The following is a 17,904-nucleotide window of genomic DNA, read 5'->3' as shown; positions in this document are numbered from 1 at the left end:
CCAACAGATAGATGGCTATTTTAGAGCCCAGCGTAAGCTCCCAGAAAGGCGTGGGAGGCAATTCCTACCTAGGACATCTTGAAGATCAGCAAGCTTTCACGACGCCCGTACGTGAGATCATCGTGGATGCAAGCACGCGGACTGTCAGATTCGAAGATCTTCACTTTCCGCTCAAGGCCACGTCTTGCCGCCTTTTGACATTGCTTCTTCGCCATCAAGGAAACGTCGTGAGCCGAACGACGATCTATGAGGAAATTTGGGGATACCAGTTCAATCCCGGTACCAAGATCATAGAAGTACAAATTTGTTATCTGAGAAAAGTGCTTAAGGCCCTACAAGCGCCGTTCGAAATCAGGACACTACGCGGTAGAGGGTTAACCATTCGGGGGGTTGAGTCATCTTCGTCACTACGGACTGAGAGGGGCTTCTGAGCCAATCTACTGGGCACGTGAATCTCTGAAGAATGACATGCCGAGCCTCGGATGACGAGACTAGCGACTAGCCGACAAAGGGGAGCTTTCGCTCCCCTTTGTGCCCAGGTGATCACCTCACCTTCACCACTACCTTACCTTTGGCTCTGCCTTCCGCGACGTATGCCAGAGCATCACGCGTCGAATCCAATGGGAAGGTGCGATCCACTACAGGCTTGATAACCCCAGCCTCAACCAGCTTGGCCAGATCAGCCAGTTGCGCACCACTCTCCCTCATGAACAGAAACTTGTAGCTGACGCCCTTCTGCTCAGATTTTTTCCTGATCCCACGGCTGATCAAACGCACGACCTGCTTGAACAACCAGGAAAGGCGAAGCTGCTCAGCAAACTCAGGGGTAGGTGGGCCAGAGATGGAAATCAACTGACCACCTGGCTTAAGTACCTGGAGGGATTTTTCGAGAACATCACCGCCCAGCCCACTGAGCACGACATCGTAATCACTCAACTGCGATTCGAACTGCTGGGTCTTGTAATCGATCACCACATCGGCACCCAGCGCCTTAACCCACGGCACATTGACGGTACTCGTGGTTGTTGCGACGAATGCTCCCAGGTGCTTGGCGACTTGGATGGCGATGCTACCGACGCCACCGGAACCGGCATGAATCAGAACCCTTTGCCCTGGTTGAACCTTGGCCATTTCCGCCAAAGCCTGCCAGGCTGTGAGGCCCACCAATGGCAGCGAAGCCGCCTCCTCCATGCTCAGATTGGTAGGCTTGGGCGAGACTGCCGCTTCGTTGACGGCCGCGAATTCCGCAAAGCCGCCCATACGCGCCTGGCCGACACGTGCGTACACCTCGTCGCCCACCTGGAAGCGGCTGACTTTCCCACCGATCCGTTTCACGATGCCAGCGACATCGTTACCCAAGATCAGGGGCATCTGGAAAGGCAGAATCCGCTTGAACTCGCCCTTGCGGATTTTGATATCAAGAACGTTCACGCTTGCAGCGTGAGTCTCAACCAGAACATCGAAATCACCCACCTTTGGCTCTGGCACTTCAGTGATATCACCAACGACGTCTTTGCCGTAGCGATCAATCAGAAACGCTTTCATATCTTCAAAATTCCAAAACGTAGATGTGCCGGAAGTGCAGGTGATCAGGCGATCACCAACTTTCTTTGAACGGCCTAAGGTCGAGTTCTTGAGTCCAGGCGGATCGTGGCTGGCGATGCAACGTCCAGTAGTTCTCAGCAATCGCCTCGTATCCCAACAGCCCTTCTGACCCGATGCTCTCCACCCTGGCCGGGGCGGCATTTCGCAGTCGGTCACCCAGGATCCCGCCATCGATCACGACGTGAGCAACATGAATGCCCTTAGGCCCATACTCGCGTGCCATGCTCTGGGAGATCATTCGCAATCCCGCCTTGGCGGCGGCAAAGTGGGCAAAGCCAGGCTTGCCCCTCAAGCTTCCTGAAGCACCGGTAAAAATCACGGTGCCACGACCCAAAGGAACCAGCCGCCTGGCTGCTTCTCTGCCAACGAGGAAGCCCGAGTAGCAGCCTACTCGCCAAAAGTCCTCGAACTGGCTGGCTGTGAGCTGAGTGAAATCGATCAGGGCGTTATTGCCCGCGTTGAACACCACGACGTCGGCAGGGGCTCGGCCCGCGCCTGGAGACATCGCAAGATCAAACGCTGCGATGACTTGCTCTTCGACGGTGACATCAGTCTGCAACGCTTCGGCGCTCCCTATGCCGGAACTCCGAATGTCTGCAACGACTTCCTCGATCTTTTCCAAAGTTCGGCCTGTGACAATGACGTGATACCCCTCTTGGGCAAAACGCTTACAGACCGCTCCCCCGACACCTCGGGTAGTGCCAACACCGAACACGATTGCAGTAGGCTGACTCATTTGTCCGACTCCTGGCTGCGGTTGTCTTAGTCACGAAGAAATGCGAGAGCTTTCGAAGAGAAGTCAGCATGGTTCTGGAAAATTCCTCCGTGACCAGCATCCTCGTAGATAACCAGCGTAGAGCCAGAAATGCGCTCTGCCATATCGCTGCTAAGTGCGGACGGAACCATGATGTCTTGGTCACCGTTGGCGATAAGCACCGGAATATCCAGGCTAGACAAGTCCTGTGGAGCTTGCTGCCCCCAGGCCTGAATGGCTTGAAGCTGGCGACCGAAGACTTCCTGAGTGACAGGAAGATCGCGGTCGCTCTGGCGTTCAAGCATGGCATTCAGAAAAGCATTAGCAGCCTGCTGGCTCGCCTCGCTCGACGTGAAGAAGAGATAGGTCTTCGGATCAATTCCTTCGGACATCGCCTTCTGGATCAGCGGCATGGAAACCACGGCGACTTGGTCAATGTCCTTGCCCCCGGCAGGGCCGGTGCCGGTCAGGATCAGTTTACGCACCAGGCCAGGCTGGGTGATCGCGATCTCCTGAGCAACGAAGCCACCCAACGAGAAGCCGAAGAGGTCGACCTTGTCGAAGCCCAGCGCCTTGATAAACGCCACGGAATCGCGGGCCATTTCTGCGACGGTAAGCGGCGCGACACCACCAGACAAACCAATGCCGCGATAGTCCGTGGCGATTACATGGTGATGCTTAGCCAGCTCGTCGACGATGCGTGGATCGAAGTTGTCGAGAACGGCTCCCCAATGATTCAGGAGGATGAGGGGAACGCCACCTTTGCGCCCGAGCTCACGGTAAGCGAAGGCAACACCATCGATCTCGAGGGTCTGGTTGGGTGCGGCGATGTACTGGGTCATATCAATGATCTCGAATTGAAGATAGACGCGCTGGGCTTAAGCGTTTTCCAGTGCGGGATAATCGATGTAACCCGCTGCACCGCCGCCGTAGAGTGTCGCGGGGTCGAAGCTTGCCAGCGCAGCACCGGAGTTCAATCGCTCGACCAAGTCAGGGTTTGCGATGAAGGGCCGACCAATCGCAAACAGATCTGCTTGACCTGACGTCAATTGAGAGGAAGCGAGCTCCACGTCGTAGCCGTTGTTGACGATCACGGTGTTGGTGAAGCGCTTGCGCAGCCCGGCGTAATCGAACGGAGCAATATCACGTGGGCCACCCGGCACACCTTCAATAACGTGGAGGTACACCAGGCCAAGCTCATTGAGCTTGTCGATCAAGTAGTCGTACTGCTCTTGAGCGTTGGTGCTGGAAACATCATTGAACGGGGAGACAGGCGAAATGCGGATGCCCGTGCGCTCGGCGCCAATTTCTGATGCCACCGCCTGGGCAATTTCCAGAACGAGCCGTGCCCGGTTGGCTACCGAACCACCATAAGCGTCGGTACGTTTGTTCGCGCTGTCCTTCAGGAATTGATCCAGCAGGTAGCCGTTGGCTGCATGGATCTCGACCCCATCGAAGCCGGCCTTGATGGCGTTAGCTGCAGACTGTCGGAAGTCTTCGACAATGCCTGGGAGTTCTTCGATACGAAGCGCACGAGGCTCGGAGACATCCACAAGTTCGTTATTCACGGAGACCTTGGCAGCAGCTCGGATTGCAGAAGGTGCTACAGGCGGTTGACCGTCCTGGTAAACGACGTGCGATACCCGGCCAACGTGCCAGATCTGAAGGAAGATACGACCACCCTCAGCATGGACGGCATCGGTCACTTCGCGCCAAGCGTTCACCTGTTCTTGGGTGAAGATGCCGGGCGTATTCTGGTAGCCCTGAGCTTGCTTTGAAACTTGGGTAGCTTCAGTGATCAACAACCCTGCAGAAGCGCGCTGGCTGTAGTAGGTAGCGGCGAACTGGCTCGGCAGCAGGCCCTCCTCCGCTCGGTTGCGCGTCAGCGGCGCCATCACGACACGGTTGGAAAGGGTGATTGCCCCAAGGGTGTAGGGCTCAAATACGGATTTCTCAGTCATTCTCAACATTCCGATACTACGAATTAGGTTTCAAACACACCGCTATTGAAGACGCTTACGCGCCCCCAGCAGCCCAGGTGGGGGTGGCCTTACTCTTCCAAGAATTGGAGAGCGTGTTTCAGGAAGCGCTCGGGGTACTGGAAGTGAGCGGCGTGACCGGAGTCCGGGTAGATCAGCAGCTGGGCATTCGGGATGTTCTGCACCAGGCTCCACGAATTGATCGAAGGGATCATGACGTCGTCGACGCCATTGACTACCAAGGTGGGCTGCTTGAGCTCGTTGAGGTAAGAGAAGCGGTTCTCGCCCTGTGCCGACTGGACATAGGCTGCAAAAGCAGCGCCCTGTGCCATGGCGACATCAATCGAGCTTGGGGTGTCTTGATCGGCGCGCTGGTTGCGGCGCTCCCAGAACGCCAGGCCCGCCTTCTTGGCTGCTTCCGAACGACCGAAGAAGAGGAACAGGAAGTTTTCGATGGTCGGAACGGGGTTCGAAGCGGCCTCTCTCACCCCCTCCGCCATGGTTGGATCACCACCGCGCAGTCCGGTGCCGAGCAGCAAAAGCTTGCGTACCAACTCGGGGTGACGAAGCGCCACCTCCTGAACTTGCAGACCACCGATGGAGAAGCCAAGCAGGTCGACTTGGGTCAGCCCCAGTGCCTTGATGGCCGCTGCAATGTCATCCGCCATTTGCTCAATGGTCGTGGCCGGTGTTCCCGACGACGACGCTACACCCCTACCGTTCAGCAGGATGACTTCACGACCCGCAGCCAGACCATCAGTGATGATCGGATCCCAGTGATCGAGCCCACCACGGAAGTGGGCAATGAAGACCAGGGGAACACCTGAAGTATTACCCCAGCGACGGTAGGTGAAGGTGTCGCCGCCTACTTCTACTGTGCGGGTCGGAACGGTGAGATGGGTATAGCTCATGACATTTTGCTCTCTCAGTGGAAGACATAGCCTAATGATGATGATCGTCATCAATCCAGTCAACAACTTTGATTATGAACGTCATCAATGTATGATATTGGTTGGCTTGATAGCGAAGAGAGCTGAGAAATGAAGGTCACCAAGGCCCAAGCACAAGCTAACCGGGCCCATATCGTGGAAACGTCCTCCACGCTATTCCGTGAGCGCGGCTACGACGGCGTGGGTGTTGCAGACCTCATGGGAGCTGCCGGATTCACCCACGGCGGTTTTTACAAACACTTCAAATCCAAGGCGGATTTGATAGGTGAATCCGCGACGTGCGGAATCAACAAGACGGTCGAGCAGATGCAGGGCATCGAACTCGCCGACTTCGTCAATTTCTACCTGTCCCGCAAGCACCGCGATGAGAAAGGGAAAGGTTGCACCCTAGCGGCACTGGGCGGAGACGCCGCTCGACAGTCCAATGACATCAAAGCAGCTTACGAGGCTGGGATTGAAAAGTTGCTGGAGGTTTTACAGGGCAAGGATGACGAACCGAAAGCAAGTCGTGCGGAAATCATCGACACCTTCGCACACGCCCTCGGCGCCTTGATTCTGTCTCGCGCTTGTCCGGACGACTCACCACTTGCTGATGAAGTGCTCAGCGTGTGCCGTGAGCAGATCATGGACAAATTGACGCCTTGAGACAGGCCCATCCATTCCCCATGAGCGTCACTGCTCGAGCATGAGTCCTTTCCACTTGAAAGGTGGATGCCCTGGTATGGAGATCAGGCCGCCCGCATCTGCGGCGTCTTCGGCCACTTCCCTAGGCGCAACCTTTTCCCCGCCCTCAACAGATGACTGATCAGCAGGCAGTTCAGTCGAATCGAGAGCACCTACACATTCGGTAGTTCCAGGTACAGGCTTTTGCATCGAGCGTCCTTAGAGTCAGAAACCATAAGCCCAATGATTATGATCATCATCATTAAAGTCAAACCTTTGATGTCAACCGTAATCATTGAATGCGATAGCTGCCGTTCCTGATGAGGTGGCTGGCATGGCCAGACCGTTCGATCCGAATGCGACTTACTTGAATTCCAGGCGAAAAAACCGCCAACAGGGGCGGTTCGCAACGAACCACCATTCGGCATGATCAATGCCATCGATATGCACACCCGTAAAGTGCTGTGGCAGAACCCGCTGGGTACTGCTCGTGCGAACGGCCCGTTCGGCTTGCCAACCGGCCTGCCAGTTCGTTTCGGCGTACCAAGCAACGGCGGCCCGATCACTACCGCAGGCGGTCTGGTATTCATCGCTGCTGCGACCGACAACCTGAGACCGACTTCGTCGGGGCAGACAACTACGTCGGCATACAACTCGCCACCCAGCACTTGATTGACCTCGGGCATCGGGACATTGCCTTCGTCGGGCGCAACAGCACCTATTCGGTAAGCATGGAGCGTTTGCACGGCCACATGGGGTGCTTGGAGAAAAACGGGATTACCCCAAATCCGGACTGGATGATCGAAACTGCCATCAGCCTGGCTGGCGGCAAAGACGGCATGAGTCGCCTGCTCGACATGGATCGTCGGCCGACAGGAGTGGTTTGCTACAACGACCTGATTGCCACTGGCGCGCTCAGCGAGCTGGGCAACCGAGGACTTAAGGCGGGTGAGGACATCGCTTTGATCGGGAGTGACGGGGTCGCGAGCTCCGCATACTGCAACCCTCCCCTCACCACCGTGGCCCTGGAGCCTGAGCGTATTTTTTGAGACTGAAGCTTTTTCAGATATCCGAGGCTGAGCGCACCAAATAAGCGTATGAAATGAGAAAAGCCACCCAAGCCGCAGTGGCAAAAGTGGCTTTTTTCCCATCAACATGCCCCACAGTCGGGCATCAAGTTTGCCCCCAGCACACCGGCGATCGCACAACGTTCATCGTTGTCGGAGCTGTCACCGCTGATACCGATAGCGCCGATCACCTCCCCAGCCCCATTACGCACCAGCACCCCGCCGGGCACCGGAACCATGTTGCCACCGGCCAGGTCACTCAATGCATTGAAGAAGGCAGGAAGCGCGGCAGCACGACGGGCAAGTTCGCGGCCGCCAAAGCCCATGCCCAGCACTGATGCGGCCTTGCCCGACGCGATTTGCGGTCGCAGCAGGCTGGCGCGCTCGTCGCGTTTGAGCGCCAGCAGGTGACCGCCGGCATCCAGTACCGCAACACAAAGTGGCTGCAAGGCTAACCGCCGGCCCTCTGCCAGCGCCGTGTCGACCATCTGCGACGCCAGTTCCAGGGTGAGCTTATTCATGCCGGCCTACCTCTTGCTCAGGTTCAGGTGCGCTGCGCTTGCCCATATCCACGGCCCGTTGCCGGGTGTGAAGTTCGGCCCATTTCACTGTGTTGAAGTCACTGACCTTGTAGGGATCGTAGCCCGGTACCTGGGCCTCCACGCGATGCCCGCCGAGGTACACGTCACGTATGCGCTCGCGCTCCTGAAGAATCGAGACGTTCTGCAGGGGGGAGCCATCAACACAGATGAAGTCGGCGCGACGGCCCACCTCGATGGCGCCCACCTGCTGCGACACGGGCATCATCCGCGCGGCAACCGAGGTTGCCGCGCGCAATGCCTGGGCAGGGCTGAAACCCAACCAGTCGACAAAAATCTCGATTTCACGGGCGTGCCATTCACCGTAGGGAGTGATGGCGAAACCGCTGTCACTGCCGGTCATGAACGGCACACCGGCTTCCCGAGCGCGGCGCAAGTTGCGACAACCCACCTCGATCACACGGCGCTGCATCGCAGCGTAACCACAGCGGGTCGAAGGCTCGTAATCTTCGGCAAATTCGACGTTGTTGGCGAGCATGGTGAAGGTCGGAGCGAGGTGACTACCCGATTCGAGTATTGCCTCGATACAGGCATCGTCTAGGAAAAACCCGTGGAAGATCACGTCCACCCCCGCCTTCGCCGCATACAGCACCGCTTCGCGGCCATAGGCATGCACGGCGACCTTTTTTCCAAGGCGGTGGATCTCCTCGACCATGGCGCGGGTCTCGTCCTGGGTGAACGCGGCGATATGTTCCCCGTTGGGACGCATGTGCGGGCCGTCCATAGCGATCTTGATCAGGTCCACGCCGTCCTTGGCCTGACGACGGATTTCCGCAATCTGCTCGTCGCGGGTAGCGCACAGGCGGCCAGAGAAATACTCAGGCGTACCGACCCAACTGGGGAACCAATCGTTCAGGCTCTGCCGGTTGGCGATTACATTGCTGCTGGCGGCGATGCGAGGGCCACTGAACATCCCGGCATTGATAGCGTTGCGTACGGCAATGCTGCAATGCCCGGCGTCACCCGGCACCACCACCGAGGTATAGCCGGCGGCCAGTACATGCTGGGTAAAAAACAGACCGCGCAAGGCGCGGAATTCCGGCGAGACGTGCAGGTCGATGTCTTCCTCGCTCTTGGCGTTGCCGAACACCAGATGGGTGTGGACATCCACAAGGCCGGGCATGACGAAGTGGCCGCCAGTGTCAATCACGCGCTCGCCAGGCAATGGCTGCGGAGCGGTCTGACGAGGGCCGACATGGGTGAACACACCCTTTTCGATGATCAGCACCTGGTCGTGGCGAGCCTGGTCCTCAAGGCCAGTAAAGAGGGTTTGGCAGTGAACGTGGCGTCTGGGCATGGCGGTCTGTCCTGTTGTTGTCGTACCGACACGGTATTGGGCAGCCAATGCCTGAGGAAGTGAAGTTTCCTACTGGCCGGCCATGACAGAAATTGATAGCCGTCGTGGTCAGCCCGCCACCTCCGCCAACAACTGGCGCAGCCAGACCAGCGCCGGGTCACTGTCCTGGTAGGCGTGCCATTGCATCACCTGCAGAGTGGCGGGAATGGCGAGTGGTGGTGGCAGCAGGCGCAGAGGAAAGCGCTGCGCGTAGAGGTGCGCCAGGCGACTGTGCAGGGTCGATAGGCAGGGGCCGCCAACGATGAATTCCGGTATCAACGCGAACTGGTCCACAGCCACAGCCACCCGCCGCGCCAGCCCCTGGCTTGCGATAAATTCCGCTTCCATGCTGCCCTGGGCGCCTGCGCCGGTCTCGCGGACCACATGTGGCGCTGCCAAGTAATGCTCCAGCGTGAGGCCGTCCATCAGGGCGCACTTATCCCTGCAGGCAATGACGCTGAAGCTGTCTTCGAACAACGGTTGTTGCGGATGACGCGCCGAGCCATGGGCAAGCGGCAGGATCACCAGGTCGCAGTGCCGGTGCTCCAGGGCCTCATCCACCAGGCTGCCCGGCTCGGCACCGCGCAGCGGCACCAGCGTTAGAAGTTGCAAGTCGACCTGGGGCGCAAGGCTGGCCAACCGTCGCATCAGCGCCGGCATGAGCACCGCGATCACATAATCTGACGCAATGATGCGGAACTTGCGGCGCGCCGCTCCCGGGTCGAAGCTTGCATTGGCGAAGGCAATGCCCCGCGCGTTTTCCAGTACCTGGTCGATACGTGGGTGCAGTGACTGCATCAGCGCCGTGGGCAGCATGGCGCCGCCCACAAGGACAAACAGCGGATCGTTAAAATGCTCCCGCAGGCGACCCAGGGCCGCGCTGACCGCTGACTGGGTCAGGTGCAGGCGCACCGCGGCACGCGTGACGTGCTGCTCGACAAACAAAGCGTCCAGCACCACCAGCAGGTTCAGGTCTAGTCCATGGAAGCGCACGCAATAGCCTCATCGTTTGCCCGAGGGCCACCCTCCTCCAGCCATACGTTTCCCGAAACGTCGACCTTTACCATCAGTGCTTGCAGCGACTGGCCCTGACAGGGGCCGAGCACGCAGAAGCCGTTGTCGGGCTGAAACAGCGCACCATGCGCAAAGCAGACGATGTGCCGGCCATCGCCAGACATGAAGCGGTCCTTGCGGTATTGCATGGCCACGTCCAGGTGCGGACACAGGTTTCGATAGACACGCACCTGGCCACGCCAGCGCAACGCAAGCACGGTGTCACGCCCCTGGGCCCAGGGGTCGAACCCACGTGCAAAGCCTTCCTGCAACTGGTCGTCGCGGCAGAGCAATGTCAAATCCTGGGACACAGAGACCTCGATAACTCAGGGGGTGAGCGCGTAAACACCGGAATAGCCGCCACGGCTAGCAGTTTCAGATCGGTTCGGCGGTCAGCTTGAGCATCGCCTTGGTCAGTCCGATGCGATCGAACGTCGCGTCACGGGCCATTTCCCTCTCCCCGGCCATGATCGAGTTCTCGCTGATGTACTTGCAGCGCTCAAAGCGGCGCGTCATGAAACGCTCAAGCCGCTCCTCCACCGAACCGCTGCCGCACAGCTCCAGGCTCAGAACCAGCGCGTCTTCGATTGCCATCCCTGCGCCCTGCCCCAAATGCGGCGTGGTTGCATGAGCCGCGTCGCCAATCAGCAGCACACGGCCTTTGAACCAAGGTTCGTTGACGAACACCACTTCCATGGGTTTGTAGACCACCTGGCTGCTGTCGGTAATCTGCTCGCGCAACTCGCCCACTAGGCCTGCGATCTTACTGATGCGGTCACGCATCAGTTCGGCCAACTGTGCCGGCTCATAGCGGGGGTTACCCGGTTCGTGGGAGGTGGAGAACATGTACATCAGGTCGTCGGACAGCGGTACCAGGCCGGCGTTGCCCTCAGCACCGACATAGCTCGCCAGATGATCAATGGAAGGATGTCGAGGAAAGTTGTAGCGCCACACGGCCTGCCCGGTGAAACGCGGCTTGTAGGTGTCGCCAAAGAGCATGCCGCGAATCTTCGAATAAACGCCGTCGGCCCCCACAACCAAGTCGTAGCGAGCAGCGCTGCCATCGGTGAAGCTCACATCCACGCCGGCCGCGTCTTGTTGGAAGGAATCTACCGACAAGCCAAGGCGTACCTGGGTGCCAAGGTCGATCGCAGTGGTGCTCAGCACCTGGTGCAGAGACAGGCGCGAGATACCGACGTTGGCGGGATACTCCGGGCCGGCCAGGCGCTGGCCTGGGATGCGTACCAGGGCATTGCCCTGCAGATCGTAGATGCCAACGTCCTCGAAGGCATAGGCCGCTTCGAGGTAGCCTTCGAGCACGCCGAGGCGGGCCATCTCTCGCACCACGTTGCTCTGCTGAATGATGCCGACGCCATAGACGGTCCACTCGGACTTGATTTCCACCAGGTCCACCGCGATGCCCTGGCGGCGCAATGCGATGGCCGCGCAGAGGCCACCAATCCCGCCGCCGACTACGAGTACCTTGCTGATATCGCTGCTCATGGATGAATCCTTGTTCTTGTTGTGGGAGCGCAGGGTCGATCGCGAGCGTGACAACCCGAGCATTAACAGTGTTTTGACCGGGACCACGCCAGCGCGGCTGGATAGCACAACAACAGAGAGGCCCTTAGGAGCACAGGCTAGGAAGGCAGGAACAATTTGACTAATCGTTAGTCGGGATGCAGGGTATCGCGAAAATAAATACAACAAGAGATGCCCGTGATGCGCTTTAAACACCTGGATTTGAACCTCCTGGTGGCGCTGGATGTACTGCTCGAAGAGCAGAACATCACCCGTGCCGCCGCCCGCCTGCACATGACCCAATCGGCCACCAGCGGTGTGCTCGGACGCCTGCGGACCTACTTCGAAGATGACCTGCTAGTGCAGGTGGGCCGCAAGATGATGCCCACCCCACTGGCAAAGGAACTGGCATTACCGGTTCGCGACGTACTGCTGAAAATCCAGACCTCCATCACCGCCAAACCAGTGCACGACATCTCCGAGAGTAAACGTCACTTCCGCATCATGGCCTCGGACTACCTGATCAGCGTGCTGTTCGCCGAGGCGATTCGCGAGATCAACCACGAAGCCCCGAACATCACCTTCGAACTCATCAGTCCCGGCCAGACCGCGATGGAAATGCTCATGCGCGGCGAAGTGGACCTGATGATCGCGCCAGAGCACTTCATCGTTAAGGAGCACCCCTCACAGCTCTTGTTCGACGAACAGCACGTCTGCGTGGTGTGCGCCGAGAACCACAGCATCGGCGAGCGCCTGACACTGGAACGCTACCTTGAGCTGGGCCATGTCGGCGTCGCCTTCGGGCGCAGCCGTACGCCCGGCATAGAGGAGTGGTTCATGAGCCAATACGGTTGCAAACGCCGCGTGGAAGTCATCACCCACGACTTCAATACCTTGGCGCAACTGGTCATCGGCACCCAACGCATCGCCACCATGCACAGCCGCCTGGCACGGCTTTATGCACGCAACCTGCCGCTGCGCATCTTGCCGCCGCCGGTGGAGCTGCCGGCCATGCAGGAATACATGAGTTGGCACCGCAGCCTGGACCGTGACCCCATGCTGCGCTGGCTGCGCGAAAAGCTGACGGAGATGGTCAGCCGCCCAGAGTCTGCCGTTACCGCTTGAGCCCGTCGGCATCCGGGGTTCCGCTACAGACCCGTCCCGGATGCGCCAACCAAACGATACTGGCGATGCGTGCCCTCAGCGTTCGCCATGCCTGCCATCACGGCGGCACGCCAGGTATCTCGCAATCCGATAGCTGGCATCCAAACAAGCGATTTGTCCAATCCTTTGGCCCATGCGAGCTTGCGCAAGCTGCCCCAAGGGGCGGCCGACGCCCGCGCCACTGCCTGATGCGGGAGCGTTCACACCGGGTTGCCCGACTTGAGCCCTGCCGATCTGCGAACAGCGCCTCGGGCGATAGCCCTGGCTATGCAGGGTCGATTGCGGCCAGGACCAGAAGAAGGAAAAACAACAATATGTTCCGCTATTTCCCCACCAACTACGTTTGGAACCTCTCGGTAAACCTCGCTATCGAGATGGGCGCGCGCATCGGTGAAATCGTCGAAATGTGCGAACCGCTTCAGGAAGCCGCCAAGCAACCTGACGCCGACGGAACCCGCGCCTTTCGAGAAGCCTGGTCGAAGACGGCCGACAAACTCTGCGACCTGGCCCGCGAGGACGAAGAGAAAGGCCGACTGCTTTCGGCCGGCGAAAAGTACAACCGTGCCGCAACCTACTACCTCACAGGTGAACGCCTGCAAGCTCACGGCGCCCCAGGTCGCATGGCGCTTTACCAACGCTTCCTCGACACCTTCGCCCGCGGCATCGCGCTCTCCGGCGAGAATTGCGAGCGGGTCGAGATCCCCTATGAGGGCAAAGTCATTTCCGGGCTATTCATCCGTGCCGAAGGCGTACAGGGGCCGGCGCCTCTACTGCTGCAACTCAACGGCCTGGATTCCACGAAAGAAATGAAATACCGGGTTGGCCTGCCGACCTGGCTCGCCAAGCGGGGCGTGTCATCGCTAGTGATCGACCAGCCGGGCACCGGCGAAGCGCTGCGCCTGCACGACCTGAAAGCCCGTTATGACGCCGAGCATTGGGGCAGCCGCGTGTTCGACTGGCTGGAAACCCGTGCGGATGTGGACCCCAAGCGCATCGGCTGCGAAGGCGTGTCGCTGGGCGGCTACTACTGCCCGCGTGTGGTGGCTTTCGAGCCGCGCTTTGCCTGTGGCGTGGTGTGGGGCGCCAACCACGACTGGCGCGACGTGCAAAAGCGCCGCCTGGAACGCGAAGGCAGCTTCCCGGTGCCGCATTACTGGGAGCACGTGCGCTGGGTGTGGGGCGGCAAAAACATCGACGAATTCATGACCATCGCCGAAAACGTCCACCTAGACGGCGTGGTGGAACGGATCAAGGTGCCGTTCCTGGTCACCCATGGCGAGCAGGACTCACAGATCCCGCTCACATGGGCCCACCGCACCTACGAACAACTGGTCAATAGCCCCAAGCGCGAACTGAAGATCTTCACCCCGCGCGAAGGCGGTGTGCAGCACTCCAGCTTCGATAACTCCATTAACGCCGGCCAGTACATCGCCGACTGGGTCGCCGAAAACCTCGGTGGTCGTACTGCCTGATAGACAAGAAGAGAAACCGACCATGAAGATCATCGGACCTGATTACCTTGTGTTCGGCGTCGACAACGTCGACGCCTGCGTGCAATACCTCACCGACTACGGTTTGAAGCCGGGCACGCTGGACGAAGCCGGCGGCTACCTCGAGGCCCTGGACGGCACAGGCATCGAAATTCGCCACCGCGACGACCCACGCCTGCCCAAGGCCATGGAGACCGCGAACACCCTGCGCGAAACCGTTTACGGCGTAGCCGACGAAGCCACCCTGCAGGCCATCGAGGCCGAACTTTCCAAGGACCGCACCGTTGTGCGTGGGGAGGACGGCGTTTTGCGCGTGGTGGACGACATGGGCTTCGCCCTAGGTTTTCGCATCACCCTGCGCCGCCCGTTGGTGATGCCCGGCGAAATAAGCAACGCCCCCGGCGCACAGCTGGGCCGCGCCATCAACTCGCTGGGCGCCAGCGACGACATGCCGGCTTTGCCACGCAGCCTGTCGCATGTGGTCTATTTCGTGCCTGACCAGGCCAAGGCAGAAGCGTTCTACACCCGCCTGGGCTTTGTCTGCACCGACCGCTTCGTCGACACCGGCCCCTTCCTGCGCCCGGCTGGCACCCAGGACCACCACACCCTGTTCCTGATCCAGACGCCGCCGTTCATGAAAGGTATCGAACACTTTACCTTCCACATGGGTGGCCCAACCGAGGTAATGATTGCCGGTACCCGCTTCGTCGAGAAAGGCTATGAGTCGTTCTGGGGGCCAGGGCGTCACCAGCTGGGGTCCAACTGGTTCTGGTACTTCAACAGCCCCATGGGCTGCCACGTGGAATACGACGCCGACATGGACCTGCATGACGAGCGCTGGACCGCGCGGGTTGCAGCGCCCGGTGCCGATAACTCGCAGTACTTCCTCTTCCATTACCAGGAAAAATGGGCCCCTGGCGGCCCGCCACCCAAACATTGAGGGTGGGTGGCTCCACGAACGCTGACACGCCGTGAGCGGGTCGCCCCCTATACCCTGGGGCGACCCGCTCTTCGTTTCCCGGCAAACCGGTTGGCGAGGGGTCATTCAGACTGCTTGTACTACCCTACCCCTCCGAGTGGGTCAAGGTTGTTGGCGGGATACGGCGAATGGTGCGAAAGCCCACATGAGAGGTCGCCAGGTCCGCATCCTGGCGCTCACGTGCCGCCGTGCGATAGCGGGCGCAATAGGACGCGGCGCAAAGGTAGGAGCCACCCTTGATGACCTGAGGACGCGACGGTGCAAGCGCGCTACGCAATTGGCTCGGATCGCCATTGGCGTGACTGATCAGCGGCCCCCATTGGGCATCTGCCGTCCATTCCCAAACGTTGCCGATCATGTCGAACAGCCCAGCGGCGTTGGCGGCAAAACAGCCCACTGGGGCAACGCCAGCGAAACCGTCCTCGGCTGCGTCATGCACGGGGAACACGCCCTGCCAGTAATTTGCGGCGGGCTGGCCGTTGCTGTCGCGTGGTTCCTCGCCGAGACGTTGCGAGGGGTCAACGCCGCGCGCTGCATATTCCCACTCGGCCTCGCTGGGAAGGTCGTTGCCGCGCCACTGTGCGTAGGCCTGGGCGTCCGCCAGGGTGACCAAGGTCACTGGGTATTGGTCCAGGTTGGCCAACGGCCCGTCCGGGCCCGATGGGTGGCGCCAGTCAGCACCCCTTACGTAACGCCACCAAGGCAACGCCGACCCGCCGCTGGCCGTGTCCAGCGGTACGTGGAACAACGCGGCGCCACCGGAGCGCTCAGCCTCGGTGATGTAATGGGTGGCCTCGACAAAGGCGCCAAACTGCGCGCGGGTAACCTCGGTGCGATCGATCCAGAAGTCGCCGACGTGCACTGGGGCTAGCGGTCGCTCATCCGGGTAACCCCCATCAGTGCCGGGGGTGAAGCGCCCGCCGCTGACGCGGACCATCCCGGCCAGCGGGTCGTTGCCCCAACCCGCCGGCAAGCCACCGTAGGCCTCGCAGCCGGCGACATTGCCCAAGGGCAGGCTGGTGGGCGGGCGCGCAGCTACCGTCGCCAGGGCCAGCACACTCAAGCCACCCACGACGAAGAGCTGGCGCCTCATGGGGCCTTGGCCAGCGGCGGTGCGACCACTCCGACACGGCGGGCGTAGTCCTGCCAGGCCTGCTGCAAGCGTTGCGTGGTTCCCGGCTGGCTGGCGGAGAGGTCGTGCTGCTCGCCGCGATCGTGCGACAAGTCGAACAACTGCCAACGCAACGGTGGCTGGGACTGGCCCGGCATGCTCCAGGGCACCAGGCCAAGGAGTTTCAGGTTACCTTCGCGGTAATAGCGGCTGCCAAACAGCTCACCGGCCATTACCGGCTCAGCCCGGCCTTTGCCTTCGAGCATCGGCAGCATGGAGCGGCCGGTGATGGGATGCTTGGGCTGGCCTTGGTACTGGTCACCCGGGTCCGGCAGACCCGCCAGGGCAAGGAAGGTCGGCGCTAGGTCATCCACCCGTGCCACACCACGCTCCAGCCCCTGACGACGCAGGCTGGCCGGCAATTGTACGATGGCCGGCACGCTGATACCGCCTTCGGCGGTGCTGCCCTTGAACAGCCGCAGTGGCGCCGCGCTCACCTCTGCCCAGCGCAGCCCGTAGTCGATCTGCGACCCGCGTCGGCCGAGATTCTCCAGGCGGTTGTCGGTATTCGGCGCCGCGGGGTAGTACTGCTCGTGGCGTTCGCCAGCGGGGCCGTTGTCGGACATGAAAACGATCAAGGTGTTGTCCATCTGGCCGCTGGTCTGCAGGTATTCCAGCAGGCGACCGACGTTGTGGTCGAGGTTGTCCACCATCGCGGCGTAGATCTCCATCTTGCGCGCCTCGATGCGCTTGCGCTGGGGGTCGAGTTGGTCCCAGCCAGGCAACTGCGGGGTGACCGGGAGCGGCGCGGCGCTCTGGAAGTCGGCAGGCAGCAGGCCTTTTTCTTTCATGCGCTCGATTCGCGCCTGGCGAACCGCGTCGTAGCCGCCGTCGTAGCGACCGCGGTATTTATCCAGGTAAGCCTGCGGTGCTTGCAACGGCCAGTGTGGCGAGGTGTAAGCCGCATACGCGAAGAAGGGTTTGCCACTGCCCTGCCCCGCCTTCAGGTACGCCAGCAACTTGTCGGTATAGAAGTCCGTGGAATAGAAGTCATCCGGAAGCTCCACGGGCTTGCCATTCTCGCGGTAAGAGAGTTGTTCGATCTTCGCGGTCGAGCCAGGGGCGGGCTTGAAGTGCACCCCACCCCCTTCGAGCAGGGTGAAAGACTGCTCGAAGCCACGACGGTCCGGGCCCTGCTCCGGGGCCAGGCCCAAGTGCCACTTGCCGACCATGGCGGTACGGTAACCACCATCGCGCAACAGGCCGGCGATAGAGTGCGCCTGTTGGTTGAGGTAGCCCTCATAGCCTGGCTTGCCTCGCTGGAATGGCTGCATCCCTTCGGCCATGGTACCCAGCCCGGCCAGGTGGTTGTCGGTGCCGGACATCAGCATGGATCGGGTCGGCGAACAGGTCGGCGCAGCGTACATGCTGGTCAGTTGCAGGCCACTGGCCGCCAGGTGATCGAGGCTCGGTGTGGCAATTTCACCACCGAAGGCGCCGAGGTCGGAGTAGCCCAGGTCATCGGCTACGATCAGCAATATATTGGGGCGCTCGGCCGCGCCGGCGAAGACTGGCGCAAAGCACGCCAAGGCCGCCAACAGTATGCGTAATCGCATAGGGAGTTGCTCCTGTT

Annotated in this window: 19 protein-coding genes; 7 read left to right on the top strand and 12 right to left on the bottom strand. The window is 60.3% G+C overall.

Annotation, left to right across the window (positions count from 1 at the left end; genetic code table 11):
* Nucleotides 1-11 precede the first annotated feature (11 nt).
* Nucleotides 12-431, top strand: a complete 420-nt coding sequence (locus tag ACMCNM_RS16370; protein ID WP_412764940.1) for a winged helix-turn-helix domain-containing protein — start codon at nucleotides 12-14, stop codon at nucleotides 429-431.
* 112 nt (nucleotides 432-543) lie between these two features.
* Here ACMCNM_RS16370 and ACMCNM_RS16365 read toward each other — a convergent pair whose 3' ends face one another.
* From ACMCNM_RS16365 to ACMCNM_RS16345, 5 genes are all read right to left on the bottom strand, one after another.
* Nucleotides 544-1,545, bottom strand: a complete 1,002-nt coding sequence (locus tag ACMCNM_RS16365; protein ID WP_412764939.1) for an NADP-dependent oxidoreductase — start codon at nucleotides 1,543-1,545, stop codon at nucleotides 544-546.
* 52 nt (nucleotides 1,546-1,597) lie between these two features.
* Complete coding sequence (locus ACMCNM_RS16360; RefSeq protein ID WP_412764938.1) at nucleotides 1,598-2,341, bottom strand: SDR family NAD(P)-dependent oxidoreductase; 744 nt, start codon at nucleotides 2,339-2,341, stop codon at nucleotides 1,598-1,600.
* Between the two features lie 26 nt (nucleotides 2,342-2,367).
* Nucleotides 2,368-3,201, bottom strand: coding sequence for an alpha/beta fold hydrolase (locus ACMCNM_RS16355; RefSeq protein ID WP_412764937.1), 834 nt, complete (start codon nucleotides 3,199-3,201; stop codon nucleotides 2,368-2,370).
* 36 nt (nucleotides 3,202-3,237) lie between these two features.
* Nucleotides 3,238-4,320 (bottom strand): alkene reductase, encoded by a 1,083-nt coding sequence (locus ACMCNM_RS16350; RefSeq protein WP_412764936.1) that lies wholly within the window; start codon nucleotides 4,318-4,320, stop codon nucleotides 3,238-3,240.
* Between the two features lie 89 nt (nucleotides 4,321-4,409).
* Nucleotides 4,410-5,249 (bottom strand): alpha/beta fold hydrolase, encoded by an 840-nt coding sequence (locus tag ACMCNM_RS16345; RefSeq protein WP_099455847.1) that lies wholly within the window; start codon nucleotides 5,247-5,249, stop codon nucleotides 4,410-4,412.
* 129 nt (nucleotides 5,250-5,378) lie between these two features.
* On the opposite strand from ACMCNM_RS16345, the gene ACMCNM_RS16340 reads away from it, so the two are divergent.
* The 3 genes from ACMCNM_RS16340 to ACMCNM_RS16330 all read left to right on the top strand — a co-directional run bounded on the left by ACMCNM_RS16340 (nucleotide 5,379) and on the right by ACMCNM_RS16330 (nucleotide 7,000).
* Nucleotides 5,379-5,933: a TetR/AcrR family transcriptional regulator gene (locus ACMCNM_RS16340; protein ID WP_027593280.1), complete on the top strand. Its 555-nt coding sequence runs from the start codon at nucleotides 5,379-5,381 to the stop codon at nucleotides 5,931-5,933.
* A gap of 444 nt (nucleotides 5,934-6,377) precedes the next feature.
* The gene (locus ACMCNM_RS16335) at nucleotides 6,378-6,623 is read left to right on the top strand and encodes a hypothetical protein (protein ID WP_050580728.1); all 246 of its coding nucleotides are present in this window, start codon (nucleotides 6,378-6,380) and stop codon (nucleotides 6,621-6,623) included.
* Entirely contained in the window at nucleotides 6,620-7,000 is a 381-nt protein-coding gene (locus ACMCNM_RS16330) for a substrate-binding domain-containing protein (protein ID WP_412764935.1), read from the top strand. Before ACMCNM_RS16335 ends, ACMCNM_RS16330 begins: the two co-directional genes overlap by 4 nt.
* 101 nt (nucleotides 7,001-7,101) lie before the next feature.
* Here ACMCNM_RS16330 and ACMCNM_RS16325 read toward each other — a convergent pair whose 3' ends face one another.
* The 5 genes from ACMCNM_RS16325 to ACMCNM_RS16305 form a co-directional block, all read right to left on the bottom strand.
* Nucleotides 7,102-7,539, bottom strand: a complete 438-nt coding sequence (locus ACMCNM_RS16325; protein ID WP_412764934.1) for a GlcG/HbpS family heme-binding protein — start codon at nucleotides 7,537-7,539, stop codon at nucleotides 7,102-7,104.
* The gene (locus ACMCNM_RS16320) at nucleotides 7,532-8,914 is read right to left on the bottom strand and encodes an amidohydrolase family protein (protein ID WP_412764933.1); all 1,383 of its coding nucleotides are present in this window, start codon (nucleotides 8,912-8,914) and stop codon (nucleotides 7,532-7,534) included. Before ACMCNM_RS16320 ends, ACMCNM_RS16325 begins: the two co-directional genes overlap by 8 nt.
* Before the next feature lie 108 nt (nucleotides 8,915-9,022).
* Nucleotides 9,023-9,946, bottom strand: a complete 924-nt coding sequence (locus ACMCNM_RS16315; protein ID WP_412764932.1) for a LysR family transcriptional regulator — start codon at nucleotides 9,944-9,946, stop codon at nucleotides 9,023-9,025.
* Nucleotides 9,928-10,317: a Rieske (2Fe-2S) protein gene (locus ACMCNM_RS16310; protein WP_412764931.1), complete on the bottom strand. Its 390-nt coding sequence runs from the start codon at nucleotides 10,315-10,317 to the stop codon at nucleotides 9,928-9,930. Before ACMCNM_RS16310 ends, ACMCNM_RS16315 begins: the two co-directional genes overlap by 19 nt.
* 64 nt (nucleotides 10,318-10,381) lie before the next feature.
* Entirely contained in the window at nucleotides 10,382-11,509 is a 1,128-nt protein-coding gene (locus ACMCNM_RS16305) for an FAD-dependent oxidoreductase (RefSeq protein ID WP_412764930.1), read from the bottom strand.
* A gap of 219 nt (nucleotides 11,510-11,728) precedes the next feature.
* Between ACMCNM_RS16305 and ACMCNM_RS16300 the strand changes: the two genes are divergently transcribed.
* The 3 genes from ACMCNM_RS16300 (at nucleotide 11,729) to ACMCNM_RS16290 (ending at nucleotide 15,121) form a co-directional block, all read left to right on the top strand.
* A complete protein-coding gene (locus ACMCNM_RS16300) occupies nucleotides 11,729-12,652 on the top strand; it encodes a LysR family transcriptional regulator (RefSeq protein ID WP_027593285.1) in 924 nt (307 codons plus the stop codon).
* A gap of 353 nt (nucleotides 12,653-13,005) precedes the next feature.
* A complete protein-coding gene (locus tag ACMCNM_RS16295; protein WP_412764929.1) occupies nucleotides 13,006-14,163 on the top strand; it encodes an alpha/beta hydrolase family protein in 1,158 nt (385 codons plus the stop codon).
* Nucleotides 14,164-14,185: 22 nt separating this feature from the next.
* A complete protein-coding gene (locus ACMCNM_RS16290) occupies nucleotides 14,186-15,121 on the top strand; it encodes a VOC family protein (protein ID WP_412764928.1) in 936 nt (311 codons plus the stop codon).
* 124 nt (nucleotides 15,122-15,245) lie between these two features.
* Here the strand turns inward: ACMCNM_RS16290 and ACMCNM_RS16285 are convergent, their stop codons facing one another.
* Nucleotides 15,246-16,253, bottom strand: a complete 1,008-nt coding sequence (locus tag ACMCNM_RS16285; RefSeq protein ID WP_412764927.1) for a formylglycine-generating enzyme family protein — start codon at nucleotides 16,251-16,253, stop codon at nucleotides 15,246-15,248.
* Nucleotides 16,250-17,887: an arylsulfatase gene (locus ACMCNM_RS16280; protein WP_412764926.1), complete on the bottom strand. Its 1,638-nt coding sequence runs from the start codon at nucleotides 17,885-17,887 to the stop codon at nucleotides 16,250-16,252. The genes ACMCNM_RS16285 and ACMCNM_RS16280 overlap by 4 nt, the downstream gene beginning before the upstream one ends.
* Between the last annotated feature and the right edge of the window lie 17 nt (nucleotides 17,888-17,904).

It is taken from the genome of Pseudomonas sp. NGC7 (genome assembly GCF_047159675.1).
GTDB classification, from domain to species: Bacteria; Pseudomonadota; Gammaproteobacteria; order Pseudomonadales; family Pseudomonadaceae; genus Aquipseudomonas; species Aquipseudomonas kermanshahensis.
Note: the sequence above shows the minus strand (reverse complement) of the source record. Positions and strands in the feature narration are given on the sequence as shown.

Excerpts from the sequence above, each read along its gene's own strand:
- ACMCNM_RS16370 (WP_412764940.1), top strand. The coding sequence starts at position 12 with ATGGCTATTTTAGAGCCCAGCGTAAGCTCCCAGAAAGGCGTGGGAGGC.
- ACMCNM_RS16365 (WP_412764939.1), bottom strand. The coding sequence starts at position 1,545 with ATGAAAGCGTTTCTGATTGATCGCTACGGCAAAGACGTCGTTGGTGAT.
- ACMCNM_RS16360 (WP_412764938.1), bottom strand. The coding sequence starts at position 2,341 with ATGAGTCAGCCTACTGCAATCGTGTTCGGTGTTGGCACTACCCGAGGT.
- ACMCNM_RS16355 (WP_412764937.1), bottom strand. The coding sequence starts at position 3,201 with ATGACCCAGTACATCGCCGCACCCAACCAGACCCTCGAGATCGATGGT.
- ACMCNM_RS16350 (WP_412764936.1), bottom strand. The coding sequence starts at position 4,320 with ATGACTGAGAAATCCGTATTTGAGCCCTACACCCTTGGGGCAATCACC.
- ACMCNM_RS16345 (WP_099455847.1), bottom strand. The coding sequence starts at position 5,249 with ATGAGCTATACCCATCTCACCGTTCCGACCCGCACAGTAGAAGTAGGC.
- ACMCNM_RS16340 (WP_027593280.1), top strand. The coding sequence starts at position 5,379 with ATGAAGGTCACCAAGGCCCAAGCACAAGCTAACCGGGCCCATATCGTG.
- ACMCNM_RS16335 (WP_050580728.1), top strand. The coding sequence starts at position 6,378 with ATGATCAATGCCATCGATATGCACACCCGTAAAGTGCTGTGGCAGAAC.
- ACMCNM_RS16325 (WP_412764934.1), bottom strand. The coding sequence starts at position 7,539 with ATGAATAAGCTCACCCTGGAACTGGCGTCGCAGATGGTCGACACGGCG.
- ACMCNM_RS16320 (WP_412764933.1), bottom strand. The coding sequence starts at position 8,914 with ATGCCCAGACGCCACGTTCACTGCCAAACCCTCTTTACTGGCCTTGAG.
- ACMCNM_RS16305 (WP_412764930.1), bottom strand. The coding sequence starts at position 11,509 with ATGAGCAGCGATATCAGCAAGGTACTCGTAGTCGGCGGCGGGATTGGT.
- ACMCNM_RS16300 (WP_027593285.1), top strand. The coding sequence starts at position 11,729 with ATGCGCTTTAAACACCTGGATTTGAACCTCCTGGTGGCGCTGGATGTA.
- ACMCNM_RS16295 (WP_412764929.1), top strand. The coding sequence starts at position 13,006 with ATGTTCCGCTATTTCCCCACCAACTACGTTTGGAACCTCTCGGTAAAC.
- ACMCNM_RS16290 (WP_412764928.1), top strand. The coding sequence starts at position 14,186 with ATGAAGATCATCGGACCTGATTACCTTGTGTTCGGCGTCGACAACGTC.
- ACMCNM_RS16285 (WP_412764927.1), bottom strand. The coding sequence starts at position 16,253 with ATGAGGCGCCAGCTCTTCGTCGTGGGTGGCTTGAGTGTGCTGGCCCTG.
- ACMCNM_RS16280 (WP_412764926.1), bottom strand. The coding sequence starts at position 17,887 with ATGCGATTACGCATACTGTTGGCGGCCTTGGCGTGCTTTGCGCCAGTC.